The 20223-nt window shown below is 70.4% G+C and carries 17 protein-coding genes; 14 read left to right on the plus strand and 3 right to left on the minus strand.

Features of this window, described 5'->3' with window-relative positions:
- The first annotated feature begins 30 nt into the window (after positions 1-30).
- The 5 genes from ACZ7LE_RS01235 (at position 31) to rplI (ending at position 4554) form a co-directional block, all read left to right on the plus strand.
- Positions 31-2592 (plus strand): transglycosylase domain-containing protein, encoded by a 2562-nt coding sequence (locus tag ACZ7LE_RS01235; RefSeq protein WP_470401584.1) that lies wholly within the window; start codon positions 31-33, stop codon positions 2590-2592.
- A gap of 232 nt (positions 2593-2824) precedes the next feature.
- Positions 2825-3115 carry a 30S ribosomal protein S6 gene (rpsF, locus tag ACZ7LE_RS01240; protein ID WP_285101724.1) on the plus strand — a complete coding sequence of 97 codons (291 nt, stop codon included), beginning with the start codon at positions 2825-2827 and terminating at the stop codon, positions 3113-3115.
- A gap of 110 nt (positions 3116-3225) precedes the next feature.
- Positions 3226-3771 (plus strand): single-stranded DNA-binding protein, encoded by a 546-nt coding sequence (locus ACZ7LE_RS01245; RefSeq protein WP_036964287.1) that lies wholly within the window; start codon positions 3226-3228, stop codon positions 3769-3771.
- Between the two features lie 79 nt (positions 3772-3850).
- Positions 3851-4087, plus strand: a complete 237-nt coding sequence (gene rpsR / locus ACZ7LE_RS01250) for a 30S ribosomal protein S18 (protein ID WP_020013532.1) — start codon at positions 3851-3853, stop codon at positions 4085-4087.
- A 17-nt stretch (positions 4088-4104) separates the two neighbouring features.
- Positions 4105-4554 (plus strand): 50S ribosomal protein L9, encoded by a 450-nt coding sequence (gene rplI, locus ACZ7LE_RS01255; RefSeq protein ID WP_020013531.1) that lies wholly within the window; start codon positions 4105-4107, stop codon positions 4552-4554.
- A 109-nt stretch (positions 4555-4663) separates the two neighbouring features.
- On the opposite strand, the gene ACZ7LE_RS01260 is transcribed toward rplI, so the two are convergent.
- Entirely contained in the window at positions 4664-6025 is a 1362-nt protein-coding gene (locus tag ACZ7LE_RS01260; RefSeq protein ID WP_470401585.1) for an MGH1-like glycoside hydrolase domain-containing protein, read from the minus strand.
- Between the two features lie 60 nt (positions 6026-6085).
- Here ACZ7LE_RS01260 and ACZ7LE_RS01265 point away from each other — a divergent pair, with 60 nt between their 5' ends.
- The 5 genes from ACZ7LE_RS01265 (at position 6086) to ACZ7LE_RS01285 (ending at position 13152) form a co-directional block, all read left to right on the plus strand.
- Positions 6086-7498 (plus strand): ABC transporter substrate-binding protein, encoded by a 1413-nt coding sequence (locus ACZ7LE_RS01265; protein ID WP_470401586.1) that lies wholly within the window; start codon positions 6086-6088, stop codon positions 7496-7498.
- Between the two features lie 3 nt (positions 7499-7501).
- A complete protein-coding gene (locus ACZ7LE_RS01270; RefSeq protein ID WP_470401587.1) occupies positions 7502-8446 on the plus strand; it encodes a carbohydrate ABC transporter permease in 945 nt (314 codons plus the stop codon).
- On the plus strand, positions 8443-9309 hold the full coding sequence (locus ACZ7LE_RS01275) for a carbohydrate ABC transporter permease (RefSeq protein ID WP_470401588.1): 867 nt from the start codon (positions 8443-8445) through the stop codon (positions 9307-9309). The genes ACZ7LE_RS01270 and ACZ7LE_RS01275 overlap by 4 nt, the downstream gene beginning before the upstream one ends.
- A 52-nt stretch (positions 9310-9361) precedes the next feature.
- Complete coding sequence (locus ACZ7LE_RS01280) at positions 9362-10540, plus strand: ROK family protein (protein WP_470401589.1); 1179 nt, start codon at positions 9362-9364, stop codon at positions 10538-10540.
- Positions 10541-10827: 287 nt separating this feature from the next.
- Positions 10828-13152 (plus strand): hypothetical protein, encoded by a 2325-nt coding sequence (locus ACZ7LE_RS01285; protein WP_470401590.1) that lies wholly within the window; start codon positions 10828-10830, stop codon positions 13150-13152.
- Between the two features lie 103 nt (positions 13153-13255).
- Here ACZ7LE_RS01285 and ACZ7LE_RS01290 read toward each other — a convergent pair whose 3' ends face one another.
- Positions 13256-13972: a DUF305 domain-containing protein gene (locus tag ACZ7LE_RS01290; RefSeq protein ID WP_470401591.1), complete on the minus strand. Its 717-nt coding sequence runs from the start codon at positions 13970-13972 to the stop codon at positions 13256-13258.
- A 260-nt stretch (positions 13973-14232) separates the two neighbouring features.
- On the opposite strand from ACZ7LE_RS01290, the gene ACZ7LE_RS01295 reads away from it, so the two are divergent.
- Both ACZ7LE_RS01295 and ACZ7LE_RS01300 read left to right on the plus strand, forming a co-directional pair.
- Positions 14233-15636, plus strand: a complete 1404-nt coding sequence (locus ACZ7LE_RS01295; RefSeq protein ID WP_470401592.1) for an LVIVD repeat-containing protein — start codon at positions 14233-14235, stop codon at positions 15634-15636.
- Positions 15637-15860: 224 nt separating this feature from the next.
- Positions 15861-16640: a DUF305 domain-containing protein gene (locus ACZ7LE_RS01300; RefSeq protein ID WP_470401593.1), complete on the plus strand. Its 780-nt coding sequence runs from the start codon at positions 15861-15863 to the stop codon at positions 16638-16640.
- Positions 16641-16706: 66 nt separating this feature from the next.
- On the opposite strand, the gene ACZ7LE_RS01305 is transcribed toward ACZ7LE_RS01300, so the two are convergent.
- Positions 16707-17525 carry a CPBP family glutamic-type intramembrane protease gene (locus tag ACZ7LE_RS01305; RefSeq protein WP_470401594.1) on the minus strand — a complete coding sequence of 273 codons (819 nt, stop codon included), beginning with the start codon at positions 17523-17525 and terminating at the stop codon, positions 16707-16709.
- 266 nt (positions 17526-17791) lie between these two features.
- On the opposite strand from ACZ7LE_RS01305, the gene ACZ7LE_RS01310 reads away from it, so the two are divergent.
- Entirely contained in the window at positions 17792-19975 is a 2184-nt protein-coding gene (locus ACZ7LE_RS01310) for a carbon starvation CstA family protein (RefSeq protein WP_470401595.1), read from the plus strand.
- Positions 19972-20196: a YbdD/YjiX family protein gene (locus ACZ7LE_RS01315; RefSeq protein ID WP_470401596.1), complete on the plus strand. Its 225-nt coding sequence runs from the start codon at positions 19972-19974 to the stop codon at positions 20194-20196. The genes ACZ7LE_RS01310 and ACZ7LE_RS01315 overlap by 4 nt, the downstream gene beginning before the upstream one ends.
- Positions 20197-20223: the final 27 nt, after the last annotated feature.

A 20223-nucleotide genomic window follows, 5' to 3' on the forward strand; every position in this document is an offset into this window, starting at 1 on the left:
CGCTGGACCGATTCGAGGAACGAGGAAGACGTGGCGAACTGGAGTCCTACTCCGATCTGGCCGCAGACGCCCCGACGCCGGCGTGGCATCTGGAACTACCCCCGGCCGCACCGTACGGGCCTGCGCGCGTGGATCCCGTCCTGGCGCGTGGTCGTCGGCACCGGGCTGACCCTGCTCTCGCTCGCCGTCGGCGTGTTCACCGCCGGGTGGATCGGCTGGCCGGTGCCGGACGCGCGCGCCGAGATCGGCTCGGAGACCACCACCGTCTACTACGAGGACGGCAAGGTGATGGGGAAGTTCGCGGCCGTCGACCGGACGATCCGGACGCTCGACGAGCTGCCGCCGTACGTCGGCCAGGCCGTGGTGGCGTCCGAGGACCAGGGCTTCGAGGACCACATGGGCGTCGACCCGGTGGGCATCGTCCGGGCGTTCATCAGCAACGTGACCGGCGGCGGCCGGCAGGGCGCGTCCACGCTGACGCAGCAGTACGTCGAGAACACGTACTACCAGCCCGGGCAGTCGTCCTACGCGGACAAGTTCCGCGAGATCATCCTGGCACTCAAGGTGGACCAGGAGAAGACGAAGGACGAGATCCTCGAGGGGTACGTCAACAGCATCTACCTGGGCCGCGGTGCCTACGGGTTCGAGGCGGCGGCGAAGGCCTACTTCAACAAGCCCGCGGCCGAGCTCACCGTCTCGGAGACCGCGATGCTGGTGGGCATCATCCCGTCGCCGTCCTACTGGGACCCGCGCTTCGGCGAGGAGTCGAAGGCTGTCGCGGAGCAGAAGTGGGCCCGTGTGCTGCGGAACATGGCCGACATGGGTTACATCACCCAGGAGGAGCGCAGCTCCGCCACCTTCCCGGAGCCCATCGAGTACAAGCCGGCCTCGCGCGCCGGCCAGGTGGGCTACCTGCTGGAGGAGGTCCGCAAGGAGCTCGCCGACGAGGGCATCGGTGAGGAGGACCTCATGAACAACGGTTATGAGATCCGCACCACGATCAACTCGAAGTTCCAGAAGGCGGCGGTCGAGGCCGCCAAGACCATCCCGTACGACGGGGAGGCTCCCGCGTCGAAGCGGCTCGGCGTCTCGATCGTGTCGATCGACCCCAAGGACGGCTCGATCCGCGCCCTCTACGGCGGCAAGAACTACGAAGAGGTCCAGTACAACTCCGCGACCGACGGCAAGGCGCAGCCCGGATCGACGTTCAAGCCGTTCACCCTGATCGGCGCGCTCGAGGAGGGCCACGAGCTCAACGAGTACTACAACGGCAACAGCCCGATGCAGATCCCGGGCTGGACCAAGGAAGCGGGCGGCCCCGAGGTGGAGCTCACCAACTTCGGCCCCGAGGGGTCGGGCGGTGAGTCGTACGGCGACATCGACCTGATCGACGCCACGGCGAACTCCGTGAACACGGTGTACGCACAGCTCAACGTCAAGATCGGGGCGAAGAAGTCGCAGGAGGTCGCGATCCGGGCGGGCATCCCCGAGAAGGACACCAACGCCACGCTGTCCAACGTGCTCGGCACGGAACCGGTGCGTGCGGTCGACCTGGCGGGGGCGTATGCCACGTTCGCCGCGCAGGGCACACACCACGAGACGCACATGGTCACGTCGGTGAAGAACGGCGAGGACCTGATCTACGAGTTCAGCGGGGAGACGACGGAGGCCATCGACCCCGAGGTGATGGCCAAGGCCACCTACGCGATGGAGCAGGTCGTCAACGAGGGTTCGGGCCAGCCCGCGAAGGAGCTCGTGGGCCCGGACGGCACGCAGCGTCCGGTCGCCGGCAAGACCGGATCCACCAACGGCAACAAGTCGGCGTGGTTCGCCGGCTACATCCCGCAGCTCGCCACGGTGGTCGGGCTCTACCAGACGGCCGAGGACGGCGTCGCCCAGGCCGAGATCACGCCCTTCGGCCAGTGGGCCGGTGGCAGCATCACCGGTGGTACGTGGCCCGTCACGGCCTGGACCCAGTACATGCAGGCCGTGACCGAGGGCATGGAGGTCGAGAAGTTCCCGGAGTACACGCCGCCGGCCCCGCCGCCCTCGCCGACCCCGACGCCGACCCCGTCGCCGACGGTGTCCGACGACCCGAACGACAAGGTGATGGTCCCGACCGGGCTCGTCGGTCAGCAGTTCCCGTCTGCGGCCGCGGTGCTCTCCGGGGCCGGCGTCCAGCCCCAGCTCGTGCAGGTCCCGAGCGACCAGCCCCCGGGCACGGTGCTCTCCGTGGAGAAGGAGGGCCAGGAGGTCAAGCGCGGGAGCAGCATCAGGGTCGAGGTATCGACCGGACCGGACGAGGACACCGTCAACGTGCCGAACGGCCTGGTGGGCGGTGACGAGAACAATGCTCGCGGGCAGCTCCGGGCCGCGGGGCTCGATCCACAGATCGAGTACCAGCCGTCCGAGGACGTCGCTGAGGGCACCGTCATCTCCGTAAACCCGAACGAGGGCGCCCAGGTGCCGGTGGGCACGCGGGTGCAGGTGATTGTCTCGTCGGGTCCGAGCGACATCGGGCTCCCGACCGAGGAGCCGACCGGAGGCCCCGGTGGCGGCGGTGGAGGCGGCAACGGGAACGGCAGCCCGTAACCGTCCTCTGACGAACACGGCCGAGGGGCCGTCTCCTGCGGGAGGCGGCCCCTCGGCCGTTCGGCTGCCCGGCCCGGAGCCGCGGGCCGTGGGTGCCCGTGGACGGTGTGAGAGGGCTCTCGCGCGCTCGATTCCGCCGTTGTCCACAGGGCGGGTAGGCTTGGCCCTTGCTGTGAACCCTCCTGTCACGGAACGACCGTGACCGCTGAGACCAGAGGAGGTGGGTATACACATGCGTCAGTACGAACTGATGGTGATCCTGGACCCGGAGGTCGAGGAGCGCACCGTTGCCCCGTCGCTCGACAAGTACCTGTCGGTCATCACGACCGAGGGTGGCTCCGTCGACAAGGTGGACATCTGGGGCCGCCGCCGCCTGGCGTTCGACATCTCGAAGAAGTCCGAGGGCATCTACGCCGTCGTCGACTTCACCGCGACGTCGGACACCGCCAAGGAGCTGGACCGTCAGCTCGGCCTCAACGAGGTCGTGCTCCGGACCAAGATCCTGCGCACCGGCGACAAGTAAGTCGTCGGAACTGAACCTCCTACGCCCGCGCGAGTGTCAGTGGTTCGTGGTTGCATTCACCGCGAGCACGGACAACGCGTGCGGAACGTCGACTGAATCGAGGAATTGGCATGGCTGGTGAAACTGTCATCACAGTGATCGGGAACCTGACCGGGGACCCTGAGCTGCGCTTCACCCCTTCCGGTGCGGCGGTCGCCAACTTCACGGTGGCGTCGACCCCGCGCACCTTCGACCGCCAGAGCAACGAGTGGAAGGACGGGGAGACCCTGTTCATGCGCTGCTCGATCTGGCGCGAGGCCGCGGAGAGCGTCGCGGAGTCGCTGACCAAGGGCACGCGCGTCATCGCGCAGGGTCGCCTGGTCCAGCGCTCCTACGAGACCCGTGAGGGCGAGAAGCGCACCGTCGTCGAGCTGCAGGTGGACGAGATCGGTCCGTCCCTGCGCTACGCCACGGCCAAGGTCACCCGGGCCCAGCGGTCCGGTGGCGGCGGCTTCGGTGGCGGCGGTGGTGGCTACAACGGAGGCGGCGGCCAGCAGGGCGGCGGCTCCGGTGGAGGATTCAGCTCTTCCGGTGGCGGTCAGAGCAATGACGACCCGTGGGCCACGGCAGGCCCGGCGTCGTCGGGCGGCTCGTTCTCGGACGACCCGCCGTTCTGATCGGCACCCCCCAGTTCACCTTTTTTGCTGACGCGGCCCGCCAGGCCTCGTGAGCAGCACCTGACGAAGGAGCAACACCATGGCGAAGCCTGTGGTGCGCAAGCCCAAGAAGAAGATCAACCCGCTGAAGTCCGCGAAGATCGCCAACATCGACTACAAGGACACGGCGCTGCTGCGCAAGTTCATCTCCGACCGCGGAAAGATCCGTGCCCGTCGCGTCACCGGCGTCTCCGTCCAGGAGCAGCGTCAGATCGCGAAGGCCGTGAAGAACGCCCGCGAGATGGCCCTGCTGCCGTACACGTCGACGGCTCGCTGAGGAAAGGATCGAGAACAATGGCAAAGCTGATCCTGACCCACGAGGTGACCGGCCTGGGCGAGCCCGGCGACGTGGTCGAGGTGAAGGACGGGTACGCCCGTAACTTCCTCATCCCGCGCTCGCTGGCGACCCCGTGGACCAAGGGCGCCGAGTCCGACATCAACGCGATCCGCAAGGCTCGCAAGACCCGCGAGATCGCCTCGCTGGACGACGCGAAGGCCCTGGCCTCCTCGCTGTCCGCGAAGCCGGTCGTCGTCACGGCGAACGCCGGCCCCGGTGGCCGTCTGTTCGGCGCGGTGACCACGGCGGACATCGCCGGTGCGGTTGCCGCTGCCGGTGGCCCGTCGGTCGACAAGCGCAAGATCGAGATCGGTCAGTCCATCAAGACGACCGGTGACTACACCGTGTCGATCCGCCTGCACCCCGAGGTGTCGGCCAAGATCGGCGTCCAGGTCGTCGCCGGCTGAGCTTCGGCCCAGCTGATCGCCTGATCGCGAGAAGGCCCCGGTTCCCCCTGTGGGAGCCGGGGCCTTCTGCTGTGGGCACCATCGCGCGGCCGGGCTGGGCCGGGCCCGGTCAGGGTCGGGCCGGGTCCGGGAGGACGGTCGACTCGTTCGAGAGCAGCACGTCCAGGGTCAGGGCTGCGGTCCAGGAGAACTGGCGCGTCCCGCGGCCGACGCCGGTGTCGGGATCCGTGTACTCGGGGAACCCCTGCGGCGCGGCGGCGTCGAAGTGCGCGCGCAGGCGGGCGGCCAGGTCGTCCCGGCCCAGCTGCCGGACGGCGCGCAGCAGCAGCCACGACATGTTGAACCACGCCGGCCCTCGCCAGTACAGGGCGGGGTCGAACGCCGGGTCATCGCGCGAGGCGCTCGGCAGGTACCGGCCGCCGCCGAGAAAACCCGGGCCGGTGAGGGACGCGAGCAGGCGGTCGGTACGGCCCGGGGGCAGCGCCGCCGGCGCTGCGGCCTGCGCCAGCTCCTCGGCGAGCAGCAGCGGGACGAGGCCGTTCACCGTCGCCCGCCGCACGCGCTCCCCGGTCGTGTCGTCGAGCGCCACGTAGAGCCCCAGCTCCTCGTCCCACAGGTGCTCGTCCAGCGCGGCGACGAGGCGGGCGGCGGCCGCCTCGTGCGCGCCGGCCCGCCCGGCGCCCCCGCCGTCGGGCAATGGCTGCCCGCCCCCGCCGTCGGGCAGCACCTCCGCCATCCGGGCCAGGGCGACCTCCGAGACCACCAGCAGCGTGCTGAACAGGGGACACACCATGGCGAAGCCGACCGGGACGTCGTCGGAGCAGCCGGCGTCGCGATATGCCTCGGCGAGGCGGTAGTAGCGCCGGTAGTCGCGGCTGCCGGGGCGTTCGCCGGTGTCGGCGTGCTGCAGGTCGAGCCGTCGGATGACGGTGCGCGCCTCCGGCGGCACGCGTTCGAGGGCGGCGTCCCACAGGGGTGAGTTGTCCGTCCCGGTCTCCCACGGATGCTTGGTCACCGGCAGGCCGACGCGGCCGGCACGCGGCCCGTGCAGATACTCGTGCCAGCGGGCGAGGCGGGGGTACACGCGCGCGAGGAAGTTCTCCCGGGCGGACCCGGCCGGGTCGGCGCAGTGCACCAGCCATGCGGCCCAGGCGTGCACCGGTGGCTGCACCAGCCCGGAGGTCGCCGCCCCCCAGAACCCCGCGCCGGGCGCGTAGTCGTCGTCGCGGTCGACGTCGTAGACGATCTGGGGCACCCGCCCGTCGGGCCACTGGGCGTCGAGGAGCGTGACCAGCTCCGCCCGGGCGCGCGCCGGTGCGCGGTGCCGGGTGCCGATCGCGACGAACGCCGAGTCCCAGCTCCACTGGTGGGGGTACAGGCCCGTGGCCGGGACGGTGTGCCGCCCGGTCCAGTTGGCGTCCAGGACACGAGCTGCGGCGTCGGCCGGATCTTCCTCAAAGTCCTTGTACATCTTTCGACAATAGGTTAGACATAAGTGCCAGATCTACTCACTCGATGACGAGGAGAAGTCATGCTCCGGCACCACCGCGCAGCCATTGTCCGCCTGACGATTGCGGCCACGACGGCCGCGGCGGCGGTCGTCACGCTCACCGCCTGCGGCAGCGGCGGTCCCGAGTCCGACGGGATGATCACCGTCTGGACCGTCGAGACGCAGCCCGAGCGCCTCGCGATCCAGCAGGCCGCGATGGACGCCTGGGCCGAAGAGTCGGGCGTGGAGACGGACCTCGTGCCCGTCGAGGAGGACCAGGTCTCGCAGCTCCTGTCCGCCGCCGCCCTCTCCGGCGAGGACATGCCGGACGTCGTCAACGCGATCAGCCCGGGGCTGGTCCGCTCCTTCGACCGGGACGGCTACCTCGACCGGGACGCCGCCGCCGAGGTGGTCGACGCGCTCGGCGCCGACACGTTCACGCCGCAGGCCTTGGAGCTGACCAGCGACGGCGACGAGCTGCTCGCCGTCCCCTCGGACGCCTGGCCGATGATGGTCTACTACCGCACCGACCTGTTCGAAGAGGCGGGCCTGGAGCCGCCCACCACCTACGACGACCTGCGTGCGGCCGCCGAGGAGCTCACCGCCGACGGGCGGTACGGGATCACGCTGTCCACCGACGCGGCCGACCCGTTCACCCAGCAGACCCTGGAGTTCCTGGCCCAGGGCAACGGCTGCGAGCTCGTGGACGACGCCGGGGAGGCGACCCTCGACAGCCCCGCGTGCACCGAGACGATCGACCTGTACGGCGCCCTTGCCGCCGACTTCTCGCCGGAGGGCTCGCAGGGTGTCGAGTCCACGCGCGCGTCGTACTTCGCCGGGCAGGCCGCGATGACCGTCTGGTCGTCGTTCCTCCTGGACGAGATGGCCGGCCTGCGCGAGGAGTTCACGCCGTCGTGCGACGAGTGCGCGGACGACCCGGGCTGGCTCGCCGACCACACCGGCGTCGTACCCGTGGTGGAGGGGCCGTCCGCGGGCGGTGACGGCGGCGACGCGGCCGGCTACGTCGAGTTCGTGTCCTGGGGCATCACCGACGGCGCCGATCCCGAGACGACGGACTTCGTGGAGTACATGATGTCCGACGCGTACGTGGACTGGCTGGCCATGGCGCCGGAGGGCAAGGTGCCCGTGCGCACGGGCACGGCCGACAGCCCCACGGAGTACACCGACGCCTGGTCCGGGCTGGAGATCGGCATCGACTCCCGGCAGACGTTCTCCGACGTCTGGCCCGCCGACGTGACCGACACCCTGGCTGCCGCCCCCGAGTCCGCGGACCGCTGGGCGCTGCCGCAGGGTCAGGGCGCCATCCTGGGCCCGGTCACGAGCGAGCTGCCGCTCGCCAAGGCGGCCGCCGATCTCGGGTCGGGGAGCGTCGACGCCGCCGAGGCCCAGGCGACCATGCAGGAGTCCGTGGCTGAGATCGCCGGCCGGGACTGACCCATGGTGCGGGGCAGAGAACGGCGGCTGCGCAGGGGGAGGCGCGTACCGGCGTCGAAGCTGCGCGGCCGCGAGAGCCGCGACGGGATCACGCTCGTCGCGCCGGTGGTGCTGGTGACGGCTGCGATCATCGTGGTCCCCATCGTGTGGACGGTGGTGCTGTCGTTCCAGGACGCGCGCTACGTGGACGTGGCCCGCAACGGCCTGTTCAACGAGCTCACGCTCGACAACTACGCCGACGTGCTCACGTCGCCCGCGTTCTGGCAGGCGCTGCTCACCACCGTCCAGTACTCGGTGGCGACCACCGTGGGCTCCATCGCCGTGGGCCTCGTGGCGGCGCTCGCATTCCGGGACCGGTTCCGGTTCCGCGCGCCGCTGCGGGCCGTGATGCTGCTCCCGTACGTGGCGCCGGTCGTGGCCACCACGTTCGTGTGGCAGGTGGCGCTGAACCCGCAGTACGGCGTCGTGAACGCGTTCGGCACGCAGGTGCTCGGCTGGGAGCACCCGGTCAACTTCCTCTCGGCCGCGCCCACGGCGCTCGGCACCGTGATCGTCTACGACATCTGGCGGTACTTCCCGTTCGCTTTTCTCTTCCTGGGGGCGGCCCTGACGGGCCTCAGCAAGGAGATCGAGGAGGCCGCGGTGGTCGACGGCGCCACGCCGCTGCAGAAGTTCTGGTTCGTCGTGCTGCCGCAGCTCCTGCCCACGGTCGCCCTGCTGGTGCTGTTCCGCATGGTCATGGCCTTCAACGAGTTCGACGACGTCTACCTGCTCACCGGCGGCGCCGCGGGCACGCAGGTGGCCTCGGTGCGGGTGTTCGAGCAGCTCACCGGGTCGAGCGACATCGGCGGCGCCAGCGCGACCGCCGCGGTGATGGCCGTGTTCCTGGGTGTCGCGCTGGCGATCTACCTGCGGCTCACGGCCCGGCAGCGGGAGGAGAACCGATGAGCGCGGTGTCCGTCCAGAGCAGCGTGCTGCGGGTGCTGCGCGTCGTCGTCATCGTGCTCCTCGTCGCGGCGACGGTGCTCCCGTTCGTCTACATGCTGAGCCTCAGCTTCGTGCGGATCGACGACCTGCTGCGCGACCCGCTGCGCGTGCTGCCGCAGCTCGACCGGATCACCACCGAGACCTACCGCGCCGTGCTGGCCTCCGAGGAGGACGGCGGCTACGGGTTCGGGCGGTTCATGCGCAACTCCGCGATCGTGGCGGTCGCGGCGTCGGCTCTGACGGTCGCGCTCGTGGTGCCGGCGTCGTACGCGCTCACCCGCCTGCGGTTCGCCGGGCGGTCGCAGGTCTCGTGGCTCTTCCTGGCCGTCTACCTGTTCCCGACCATCATCATCGCGGTGCCGGTGTTCGTCGGGTTCCAGGTGCTGGGGCTCGGGTCGTCCCTGGTGGGGCTGGTCATCGCGTACGTGGCGCTGACCGTGCCGGTCTCGGTACACATGCTGCGCAACTACCTCGCGGGCATCCCCGAGTCGATCGACGAGGCGGCCGTGATCGACGGCGCGTCCCGGTTCCAGATCATGACCCGCATCACCGTGCCGCTCGCGATGCCGACCATCATGTCGACGGCGCTGTACTCGTTCATGATCGCGTGGAACGAGTTCCTGTTCGCTCTCCTGTTCCTGTCCGCCAAGCAGGACCTGTGGACGGTGTCGCTCGGCCTGACCCGCCTCGCCGACGGTCAGGAGGTGTCGAAGACGGTTCTCATGGCGGGCAGCGTGCTCCTCACCGTGCCGATCGTGATTCTGTATGGAGTGGCCGAGCGTGCCCTCACCGAGGGACTGACCGCCGGCGCGGACAAGGGCTGATCGGCCCGGGAACGACGAGGGCCGGTCGGCCTGAGAAGAACTGAGGAACGACGTGGCAGCAGGCGCGGGCGAGATCCTGCAGCTCATCCGGAGCGGACGGGCGACGACGCGGATCCAGGTGCTGGAGGCGACGGGGCTCTCCCGCGTCACCGTGGCGCAGCGGATGGACGCGCTGGTGGCGGCCGGGATCGTCCGCACGGCGGGTGACGCGGGCGCGACGGGCGGACGGCGCTCGGAGCGGTTCGTGTTCGACCCGACGGACTCGTTGGTGCTGGTGGCGGCGCTGGAGCTCGGCGAGCCCGTGCCTGATGCCTCGGACCTGGCGGAGCTCGCCGTCGTCGACCCGCACGGGGCGGTCCTGGCCCGCGCGTCGCTGGCGGTGGACCTCGCGGCGGGACCGGAGGCGGTGCTGCCTCAGCTCCTGGACGGCTTCGACGACCTGCTGGCCGACGCCGGCATCAAGCCGGCCGCCGTCGGCGGGGTCGCGCTGTCGGTGCCCGGCCCCGTGGACCCGCACGACCACCGCCTGTCTGATCCGCCGGTGCTGCCGGGCTGGGGCGCCTGGCCGGTCGTCGAGACCGTGCGCGCCCGGTTCGACGTGCCGGTGCACCTCGAGAACGACGCCGACGCGATGGCGTACGGCGAGTTCACCGAGCTCGGCGCGGGGCGGGACGGCCGGCCCGAGCCGTTCGTGCTGGTCAAGGTGTCCCGGTTCCTCGGGGCAGGCCTCGTCATCGACGGACGCACCTACCGCGGGACCGACGGCGGGGCGGGCGACATCGGGCACGTCGACGTGGGGGGCGACGCCGTCTGCCGCTGCGGCCGGCGGGGCTGCCTGGCGGCGGAGGCGGGCGGGACGGCGCTGCTGCGCCGCCTCGGCGAGGCTGGGTCCGACGTCGGCTCGCTGACCGAGCTGCGCGCGCTCGCCGAGCGCGGCGACGCGCTCGTGACGGCCGAGCTCGAGCGGGCAGCCGGACTGATCGGGCGGGTGCTGGCCGTGGTGGTCGGGGTGCTCAACCCCGCCGATCTCGTCGTGGCCGGCGAGCTCGCGATGCCCGCGATGATCGCGGGGATCCGCGCGGGCGTATACGCGGGCGCGCAGCCCCGGGCGACCGCGCGGCTGCGGATCCGGGCAGCCGCGCTCGGGCCCGCGGCGGTGCTCGTCGGGCTGGCCCGGGTCGCGATCGACGACCGGTTCTCGGCCGAGGCCGTGGACGCCCGGCTGGGCTGACTTCGGGTCAGTAGAACCGTTTCGCGTGAGCGGGTGATCTTCGTTCCTTTACTGAGTTGTGATCAGTAAAAGCGTTCCGCAGGGCTGAACGCCCAGGTAACTTCTGCGCAGACGCCCGCCATCACGGGCTTCGTGCTCGCCAATGACGGCGAGCCCGGCGGGCAGGGGCGCCGGTCCGACAACTTCCGCGGGGCGACGAAGCCCGCAGAACGAGAGGCGAACCGATGACGCAGCTTCATGCATCACCGAGACCACGATCAGGACCAGGGCCGACGATCCTCACGGCCGTGGGTGTCGCCATGCTGTTGATCGGCGCCATCGTGGCCACGGCCTTCATGCTGCTGTTCCAGGGCAGCGTGGCGGACGGCGCGGGCCGGCTCGACGACGGCGCGAGCACGCTGAACGACGGCGTCCAGGCAGAACTGGTCTCCGGCGTCGGCGACCTGAGCGCCGGGGCCACCGAGCTCAACGACGGTGTGCAGAACGACGTGGTGCCGGGTGCGGAGAAGCTCGCGGACGGGACCTCGGAGCTCGACGCCGGTGCCGCGAAGCTGCGGGCGGGCGTGATCAAGCTGCACGACGGGTCCAAGCAGATCGCGGACGGCACTGCGGAGACCGCGGAGGACGTCTCGGACCTCGCGGACGCCTCCCTGCTGCTCACGGCCGGTTCTACGCAGCTGAACGATGGGCTCGGGACACTGAACGACGGTCTCGGCACCCTGAACACCAAGGCACCGGAGCTGGCCGACGGCGCCCAGCGGCTTGCTGGTGGATCGCTTCTTGTCGCCGCCGGCGTTGCAACAGTCAGCGACGGAGTGACCCCGCTCGACGCGGGCGCCCGGAAGCTGGCCTCCGGGGCCGGGCAGGTGCAGGAGGGCGTCGCGACGGTCAACGCGGGGGTGGTTCCGCTCGACGCGGGCGCGCGTCAGCTGGCTTCCGGGTCCGGACAGGTGCGGGCCGGGGTCGCGACGCTGAGCGGCAAGGCGCCGGCGCTGGTTGACGGAGCGAACCAGCTGGCGGAGGGGTCTGCGCTGATCTATGGCGGTAGCCAGAACCTCAACTCCGGTCTCGGGCTGCTTGCTGCCAACAACAAAGCAATTCTCGGCGGGACCAATGCCCTCCAGACCGGTGCCGGCCAGGTCGCTTCCGGCGCCGCGGGGCTGGACGCAGGGGCAGACCAGATCGCAGGCGGCCTGGCGCAGCTCAACGCCGCTACGCCCGCGCTCGTCAAGGGTGCAGGTGATGCGGCAGCGGGTGCTGAGGTAGTAGCGGCCGGTGCGGGTTCGGTGGCTGGCAACGTCTCGAAGGCGCAGGTTGGCGCGGAGACACTGTCCACGAAGATCGGCGGCCTCGTCGCCGGTGCAGATCAGGTCGAAGGCGGGAACCTCGCGCTCGAGGGCAAGCTGACGCAGCTCGCTGGAGCCACCGAGGATCCCACTCTGAAGGCGCAGCTCGAGACGCTCGCAGCATCGTCCGGCGACCTTGCGGCCGGTGCTGGGCGAGTCCGCGACGGTGCGGCGCAGGCGCAGGCCGGGGCGTCGGGTCTGGCTTCCTCACTCGGTGACCTGTCGGCCGGAGCTTCGCAGGTCTCCTACGGTGCTGCGAAGCTGGCTGAGGGCTCGGCCGAGGTGTCAGCCGGTGTGCAGAAGGTGGCCGGTGGCCTGCAGCCCCTTGCGGACGGTGCCGCCATCTTGGCTGATGGCTCGGAGCAGCTCAAGGCGGGCAGCGCGGCACTGAACGCGGGCGTTGATGATCTCGCTCCTGGCATCCAGCAGTACGTCGGAGGCGTCGGTTCTGCATACGCAGGCAGCTCGGAACTCGTCGCGGGTGCTCAGCGCACGGCCGTTGGCAGCGCCGATCTGGCGGCCGGTGCGGGAGAGCTGAAGAACGGGCTGCCTGCCCTGCTCGCCGGTGCGACCCAGGTCGCCGGCGGTAACGCTGACCTGGCGGCTGGTACGGGCCGGCTGAAGAGCGGGCTCCCCGCGCTGCTGTCGGGCGCGACGCAGGTCGCGGACGGGAACGCCGAGCTGGCTGCCGGCACGGGTCAGCTCAAGGGCGGCCTGCCTGCCCTGCTCGCCGGTGCGACCCAGGTCGCCGGCGGCAACGTCGAGCTGGCAGGCCAGACACCGGCTCTTGTCTCCGGTGTGCAGCAGCTGCACGACGGTTCCGGGCAGCTTTACGACGGCTCTGGTCGCCTGGTCGACGGCATCATCGAGGTGCGCGACCGCGTCGTGCCCAAGGTCGAGAAGTCGCAGAAGCTGGCCGACGGGTCGGTCAAGGTGCGCGACGGGCTCAAGGACGCCCGCACGGGTGCCCGCGACCTCGTCCAGGGCACGGGTGCCGTCGACGACGGTACGCACACCCTCGCCGCGGGCGCGGTCACCCTGGCCGACGGAACGCAGCAGCTCGCCGACGGGTCCGCGAAGCTCGCTGCCGGCACGTCCGACGTGGCGTCCGGCACGGAGCAGCTGTCCGACGGCACGGGCGAGCTCCGCGCCAGCGTCGACGGCGCGCCGCTCGGCGCCATCGGCGTCGGCGTCATCCTGGCGGCGGCACTCGGTGTGCTGCTGGCCCTCGCGGGCCTGATCCTGCTGGGTCGGCGCCGCGCCTGACGTGACCGGCGGCGGCCTGGTGGGGCCGCCGCCGGTCACCCTCGATCGCCGGGAACGGAACACCTGTTCCGTCCCCGGCGATCGTCATGTCACAGGCCGGCCGTCACAGTTCCGCGAGCATCTGGTCGAGCCGGTCGATCTCCGCCATCTGGTCCGCGGCGATGTTGTTCGCCAGCTCCAGCACCCGCTCCTCGCTGCCCGCCCCGGCGACGTCCTTGCACATGGCCAGCGCACCCTCGTGGTGCTTGATCATGCCCTCCAGGTACAGCCGGTCGAACTCCGCCCCGGACGCGTCCTCGATCTCCGCCATCTCGGCGTCGGTCAGCATGCCGGGCATGTCGGCGTCGTGCCCGTGCTCCGGCGCTCGCGGACCCGAGCCGTCCCCGCCCTCCGCCGTGACGGGCACGGGGTAGTCGTTCTCCTCCAGCCAGCCGGACATGAGGTCGATCTCGCTGCCCTGGACGACGTCGATCCGGCTTGCGAACTTCTTGAGCTGCTCGGACCCGGCGCGCTCCGGCGCGAGCACCGACATCTCGATCGCCTGCCCGTGGTGCCAGATCATGTCGGTCAGGAACTCGGCGTCCGCCTTCGAGAAGGGCGCCTCCGCGTTCGGCGCTCCCTCGTAGTCCTCGGGCGCGATGGTCTGCGCCGGCTCCCCCGGCTTGCCCGGCTGCACGACCACCGAGCTCGGCGTCGAGACCGCCTCCGGTTCCTCGTCCGGGCTGCAGGCCGAGAGCACGAGGGTCGGCGTGAGCACGGCCAGGCCGATCACGGCCGTCCGGGCGCGAGCTCGTCGTCCGGCACCTGTCAGCGTCTTCACGGGCGATCCTCTCGTACGGGCTGAATGCCGCGTCATCGACCGGTCATCGGCTCCCCTGCTCCGGGTCGCGACAAACCATGGACGACGCTGACGCCGGAATCTATCAAGGCGCTGTGACGTGGGAACACCATCACCGGATGTCGCTTCCGCAGCACTAGGTGACGGTTTGTCACCACCATGTTAAAGATCCCGAAACTCCTGGTCCTGAGAGGTCCCTGTGAGCAACACTGCCCTCAACCGACCTAGGAGGTGTGACGCCCGTGCGTCGTCCAACCTTTACCCGACCTCGTGTACGGGGCGCCGCCGGCGCCGCCCTGGCCGCGATGATCGCGGCCACGGCCTTCGCGGCGCCCGTCGCCGCGGACGTCGCAGCTCCGGACGTGCCCCCGGGCGAGACCGCGTCCGAGAACATGACCCACCTCAGCAACCAGCCCAAGAACGGCGCCCTCCAGGGCACCGGCTCGGACATCGCGTTCCAGGGCAAGTACGCGTTCGCCGGCAACTACGACGGCTTCACCGTGTACGACCTCTCCGACAGGGAGAACCCGGAGCAGGTCGTGCAGGTCTACTGCCCGGGCTCGCAGAACGACGTCTCGGTCTACAAGGACATCCTGGTGCTGTCCACGGACTCGTCCCGCAGCGACGACTCGTGTGCCTCGACGTCCCTCCCCGCCACGGAGAAGGCGGCCTGGGAGGGCATCAAGATCTGGGACATCTCGAACCCGCTCGCCCCGGAGTACATCAAGTCGGTCGAGACCGAGTGCGGTTCGCACACGCACTCGCTCGCGCCGTCCAAGAACGGCCGGGACCTCTACGCCTATGTGTCGTCCTACTCGCCCAACGCGACGTTCCCGGACTGCCAGCCGCCGCACGACTTCATCTCGATCGTGAAGATCCCGGTGAAGCACCCGAAGGCCGCGAAGCTCGTCTCCACGCCGGTGCTGTTCCCGGACGGTGGCTACGAGGGTGACCCCAGCCGTAGCGCCTCCACCACGAGCGGTTGCCACGACATCACCACCTACGCCAAGTACGACCTGGCCGCCGGTGCGTGCATGGGTGACGGCATCTTGCTGGACATCAAGGACCGCGAGCGTCCGAAGGTGATCAGCCAGGTGCGCGACACGGAGAACTTCGCGTTCTGGCACTCGGCCACGTTCAACAACGACGCGACCAAGGTCGTCTTCACCGACGAGCTCGGCGGTGGCGGTCTCGCGACCTGCACCGGCGAGTACGCGCCGGAGCTGGGTGCCAACGGCATCTACGACATCGAGCGCGGGCGCCACGGCAAGACGGAGCTCGAGTTCAAGTCGTACTACAAGATCCCCCGGATCAACACCGCCGCCGAGAACTGCGTGGCGCACAACGGCTCGCTGATCCCGGTCAAGGGCAAGGACATCATGGTCCAGTCCTGGTACCAGGGCGGTGTGTCGGTGTACGACTTCACCAACTCGGAGCGTCCGCGTGAGCTCGCCTGGTTCGACCGCGGCGAGGGCGTGAGCAGCGGCGGCACGTGGTCGACGTACTACTACAACGGCTACGCGTACTCGAACGACCTCGGCATCGGTTTCGACACGTTCGACATCGACGACTCGATCGACGGTCGTGCCGAGCGGGTCAAGCAGAAGTCGCTCAACCCGCAGATGCAGGAGCCGTTCGGGCACTGACCCGAACGTCTGACGGCGTCCGACACCCGAGGCCCACCGGCAGTTCGCTGCCGGTGGGCCTCGGCATTGTCTTTGAGGCCCGGGTTTCTTCGCTTTGAGTCGCCGCAAAGAGGAGAAACCCCGGCCTCGAAGAGGAGTACCTGGTCAGTCCCTTGCGTGAAGGACACCGCATCAGGGTTTTCCGTGATGGCGCGGACGGTGCTTTGTGTGGGAACCTCCCGGACATGACGCCCCAGGACTCGACGACCGAGGAGACCACCCCGCCGTCGGGCAGCGTGACGCCCGCGGACGACGGCGGGACGCCGTCCGCCTACGGGCTCGGCCGGCGGCTGCGGATCATGGGCGCCGTCCTCGCCGGCGGCCTCGCCGTGGTGCTGGCGCTGCTGCTCTGGCTCGGCGTGCTGGTCCCGGCCAAGCAGGAGGCGGCCGGGTACTCGGAGGCCGACTCGGGCTACGCGGCCGTGGCGATCGAGCACAACGCGCAGGCCGTGCAGCTCGCGGCCCTCGCGCCGGGACGCTCCACGGACGACGACGTGCTCGCCCTCGCCGTCGAGGTCGGCGAGGCGTCTGCGGGCCGGGTCGACGAGCTCGCCGCCTGGCTGGAGGCCCGGGACATCCCGGTTCCCGCCGCGGGCCGGGAGGCGCTCGCCCTCGCCGAGGGCGGCCTCACGACCGAGGTGCCCGACGACGGCAGCGGGCCCCGGGCGGGCACGACGGCACACTCCCACGAGGGCGGGAACCACGGCATGCTCACCGACGAGCAGATCGATGCCATGGCCGGCCTCCAGGGCTCGGAGTTCGACATCGCGCTGCTGGCCGCGCTGGTCGAGCACCACTACGGCGGCCTGCAGCCGGCCGACAAGGAGATCGAGGGCGGCACGGACCCCGAGGCCACGGCGCTGGCGCAGTCGGAGGCGGACGCGATCCGGGTCGAGGTCGAGGACGTTCGCGACCTGCTCGCCGCCGTCGGCGGGCCGGGCCAGACGAACGACCAGACGAACTAGGCGCCGTCGTCCGCCCGCGGGGGCGGACGGCGCTGCCCGCCCAGGCGGACGACGGCGCCCGGACCGCTACGGCGCCGTGACGAAGATGTCGAACAGCTCCGGGTGGTGCCCGTGCACCAGCACGGCGAACACCACGGCGTCGAACAGCAGGTGCACCGCGACCACGTAGCTGAGCGACTTGAACTTGGCGAAGATCCAGCCCTGGACCAGCGCGAACGGCACGGTCAGCAGCGGCCCCCACTCGCGGTAGCCGAGCTCCCACAGGAACGACACGAAGATCATCGACTGCAGGATGTTGGCCTGCCACATCGGGAAGTGCTTGCAGTACAGGGCGAACACGACGCAGATGAAGAACAGCTCGTCCCAGATGCCCACGGCGTTCACGCCGACGAACAGCCGCCAGATGTCCTGCGTGCCCTCCAGGTCCGGCCAGTTCAGGTAGGCGCCCGAGCCCAGGAAGTAGAACGGCAGCAGGAGGTATCCGATGATCACCACGAGGGCGAGGTAGATCCACTGCCCGCGGCTCCAGCGCTGTCCGGTCGCCACGGGGAACCGGATCGTGTCCTGCTTGAACACGAACCGGGACAGCGCCCACGGCACCAGGACGGACCCGCCGAGCGCGAGCGTGAAGCGCAGCATCCCGGCGTCGGACAGGTCGGCCTTGAGCGAGATCAGCGAGATGATCCCCATGCCCACGCCGATCAGCGCCAGGTCGCGGCCGAGAGCCCGGTCGGCCCACAGGCCCAGCGCGATACCCAGCACCAGCGGCAGGTACGCGACCGGCCGGATGTGGATCGCGAACAGCAGGATCGCGGACGCCGAGACGAGGAAGGCGGCCGTGAGGCGTGCCGGGCCGACCAGCGGCGCGGGCAGGGTGAAGGTCACGGGGACGAGGCTCCCACACCTCACGTGTCAGACCTACAGGTCACGGGAGGGATCTGTACGTCTGACACGTCGAGTCCAGGGGATCGGGCCTGGTTTCTCGTGTTGCCGGACAACTAGAGTCGGTGGGTAGTCAGGATTCACCCAGCATCCGGCCCGCCACGGGCCGGCCACCCGGCAAGGAGGCCGTCGTGCGCTCACCCGAGCACGTTGAGCTCGTTCGGAACAACCCGGACCTTCCCCCCGTCGCGGTCATCGACCGCAGACCCATGACCACCAGCAAGAAGATCGTCTTCGCCGTGATCGGCCTCGTCACGGCCGTCGCGTGGGCCCTGGTCGCGTTCGTCCGCGGCGAGTCGGTCAACGGCGCGTACTTCGTCGTCGCCGCCGTCGGCACCTACGTCATCGCGTACCGCTTCTACGCCCGCCTCATCGAGTACAAGGTCGTGCGCCCGCGGGACGACCGTGCGACGCCGGGCGAGGAGCACGAGAACGGCCGCGACTTCGCCCCGACCGACCGCCGGGTCCTGTTCGGCCACCACTTCGCGGCCATCGCGGGTGCCGGCCCGCTGGTCGGCCCCGTGCTCGCGGCCCAGATGGGCTATCTGCCCGGCACCCTGTGGATCATCATCGGCGCCGTCCTGGCCGGCTGCGTCCAGGACTACCTCGTCCTGTGGCTCTCCACCCGCCGCCGCGGCCGCTCGCTCGGCCAGATGATCCGCGACGAGATGGGCTCGGTCGGCGGCGCCGCCGGCCTGATCGGCGTGTTCGTCATCATGATCATCATCCTGGCGGTCCTCGCCCTCGTGGTGGTCAACGCCCTGGCCGAGTCGCCGTGGGGCGTGTTCTCGGTGGGCATGACCATCCCGATCGCCCTCTTCATGGGCGTCTACCTGCGGTACATCCGTCCGGGACGGGTGTCCGAGGTGTCGATCATCGGCGTCGTGCTGCTGGTGCTCGCGATCGTCGCGGGCGGCTGGGTGGCCGACACCACCTGGGGCGCCGAGATGTTCACGCTCGACAAGGTGACCGTCGCCTGGCTCATCGTCGGCTACGGCTTCCTCGCCTCCGTGCTGCCCGTCTGGCTGCTGCTCGCCCCGCGCGACTACCTGTCCACGTTCATGAAGGTGGGCACGATCATCCTGCTGGCCGTGGGCGTCATCATCGCCCAGCCCGCCGTGCAGGCCCCCGCGGTGTCGAGCTTCGCCATCGAGGGCAACGGCCCGGCGTTCGCCGGGTCGCTGTTCCCGTTCCTGTTCATCACCATCGCGTGCGGTGCGCTGTCCGGGTTCCACGCGCTGATCTCGTCCGGCACGAGTCCGAAGCTGGTCGAGAAGGAGAGCCAGCTCAAGCTCATCGGCTACGGCGGCATGCTCACCGAGTCGTTCGTGGCCATCATGGCGCTGGTCACGGCCATCTCGATCGACCAGCACCTGTACTTCACGATGAACGCCCCGGCCACGCTCACGGGCGGCGAGCCCGGCACGGCCGCCGACTACGTCAACGGGCTCGGCCTCGCCGGCCCGCCCGCCACGGCGGCCGACATCCAGGGCGCCGCGGACGCGGTGGGCGAGGAGTCGATCGTCTCGCGCACCGGCGGCGCGCCCACCCTCGCCTTCGGCATGTCCCAGATCCTGGGCTCGTTCCTGGGTGGGGCGAGCCTACAGGCGTTCTGGTACCACTTCGCGATCATGTTCGAGGCGCTGTTCATCCTCACCACGGTCGACGCCGGCACGCGCGTCGCCCGTTTCATGCTGTCCGACACGCTCGGCAACCTCGGCGGCCCGCTCAAGAGGTTCCGCGACCCGTCCTGGCGCGTGGGCGCCTGGCTCTGCTCGATCGTGGTCTGCGGGCTGTGGGGCGCCATCCTGCTGATGGGTGTCACCGACCCGCTGGGCGGCATCAACACCCTGTTCCCGCTCTTCGGCATCGCCAACCAGCTTCTCGCCGCGATGGCGCTCGCCCTGGTCACGGTGGTCGTGGTCAAGAAGGGCTACCTCAGGTGGGCGTGGATCCCGGCGGTCCCGCTCGTGTGGGACCTCGCGGTGACCATGACGGCGTCGTACCAGAAGATCTTCTCGCCCGAGCCGAGCCTGGGGTACTGGGCGCAGCACAACGCGTTCCGGGAGGCGCGGGACGCGGGCGAGACGTCGTTCGGTACCGCCACCGACCCCGCGGCGATGGACGCCGTCATCCGCAACACGTTCCTGCAGGGCACCCTGTCGATCGTGTTCGCGGTGCTCGTGCTGGTCGTCGCGCTCGTGGCGCTGTGGGTCTGCGTCAAGGCGATCCGCGCGGGCGGCCTGCCGACGACGGAGGAGCCGGACGCCGAGTCGACCACCTTCGCGCCGTCGGGCCTCGTCCCGACCGACGTCGAGAAGGAGGTGGCGGCCCAGTGGACCGCCTACTACGAGGCCAACCCGGACCAGGTCAGGACGGGGACGCACGCATGAGTGCGCTCGTGGCACGGAACCCCGGGCCGGTCGCCGTCGTGCGCCGAGGCTGGCAGGCCCTGACCTGGTACGTCACCGGGGTGCTGGGCGAGAGCGACTACCAGCGGTACGTGGCGCACCTGCGCCGCGCCCACCCGGACGCCGCCGTGCCGACCGTCGGCGAGTTCTGGCGGGACCGCTACGCGGCGCAGGACGCGAACCCGGGCGCCCGCTGCTGCTGACCGGATGAGCACGCGCCGGCTCCGCCG

This window comes from Promicromonospora sp. NPDC110617 (assembly GCF_055598465.1).